This window comes from Streptomyces sp. NPDC025793 (assembly GCF_055558375.1).
The window spans coordinates 1-1,217 of record NZ_JBVHMR010000160.1 but is presented as its reverse complement, the minus strand read 5'-3'; the positions used below and the strand labels follow the sequence as shown (position 1 = coordinate 1,217).

Annotated in this window: 1 rRNA gene; it reads right to left on the bottom strand. The window is 56.9% G+C overall.

The window, feature by feature from the left end:
• Positions 1-22: 22 nt before the first annotated feature.
• Positions 23-1,217 (bottom strand): 23S ribosomal RNA (locus ACZ4MF_RS49070); the annotation flags it as partial.

Genomic DNA, 1,217 nt, shown 5'->3' with positions numbered 1-1,217 from the left:
AACACAGTGGACGCGAGCAACTGAGGACAAGCCCTCGGCCTATTAGTACCGGTCACCTCCACACCTCACGGTGCTTCCAGATCCGGCCTATCAACCCAGTCGTCTACTGGGAGCCTTACCCCATCAAGTGGGTGGGAGTCCTCATCTCGAAGCAGGCTTCCCGCTTAGATGCTTTCAGCGGTTATCCCTCCCGAACGTAGCCAACCAGCCATGCCCTTGGCAGAACAACTGGCACACCAGAGGTTCGTCCGTCCCGGTCCTCTCGTACTAGGGACAGCCCTTCTCAAGACTCCTACGCGCACAGCGGATAGGGACCGAACTGTCTCACGACGTTCTAAACCCAGCTCGCGTACCGCTTTAATGGGCGAACAGCCCAACCCTTGGGACCGACTCCAGCCCCAGGATGCGACGAGCCGACATCGAGGTGCCAAACCATCCCGTCGATATGGACTCTTGGGGAAGATCAGCCTGTTATCCCCGGGGTACCTTTTATCCGTTGAGCGACGGCGCTTCCACAAGCCACCGCCGGATCACTAGTCCCGACTTTCGTCCCTGCTCGACCCGTCGGTCTCACAGTCAAGCTCCCTTGTGCACTTACACTCAACACCTGATTGCCAACCAGGCTGAGGGAACCTTTGGGCGCCTCCGTTACTCTTTAGGAGGCAACCGCCCCAGTTAAACTACCCATCAGACACTGTCCCTGATCCGGATCACGGACCCAGGTTAGACATCCAGCACGACCAGACTGGTATTTCAACGACGACTCCACAGACACTGGCGTGCCCGCTTCAAAGTCTCCCAGCTATCCTACACAAGCCGAACCGAACACCAATATCAAACTGTAGTAAAGGTCCCGGGGTCTTTCCGTCCTGCTGCGCGAAACGAGCATCTTTACTCGTAGTGCAATTTCACCGGGCCTATGGTTGAGACAGTCGAGAAGTCGTTACGCCATTCGTGCAGGTCGGAACTTACCCGACAAGGAATTTCGCTACCTTAGGATGGTTATAGTTACCACCGCCGTTTACTGGCGCTTAAGTTCTCAGCTTCGCCCCACCGAAATGGAGCTAACCGGTCCCCTTAACGTTCCAGCACCGGGCAGGCGTCAGTCCGTATACATCGCCTTACGGCTTCGCACGGACCTGTGTTTTTAGTAAACAGTCGCTTCTCGCTGGTCTCTGCGGCCACCCCCAGCTCTGGCAGCAAGTGCCGTCACCAGG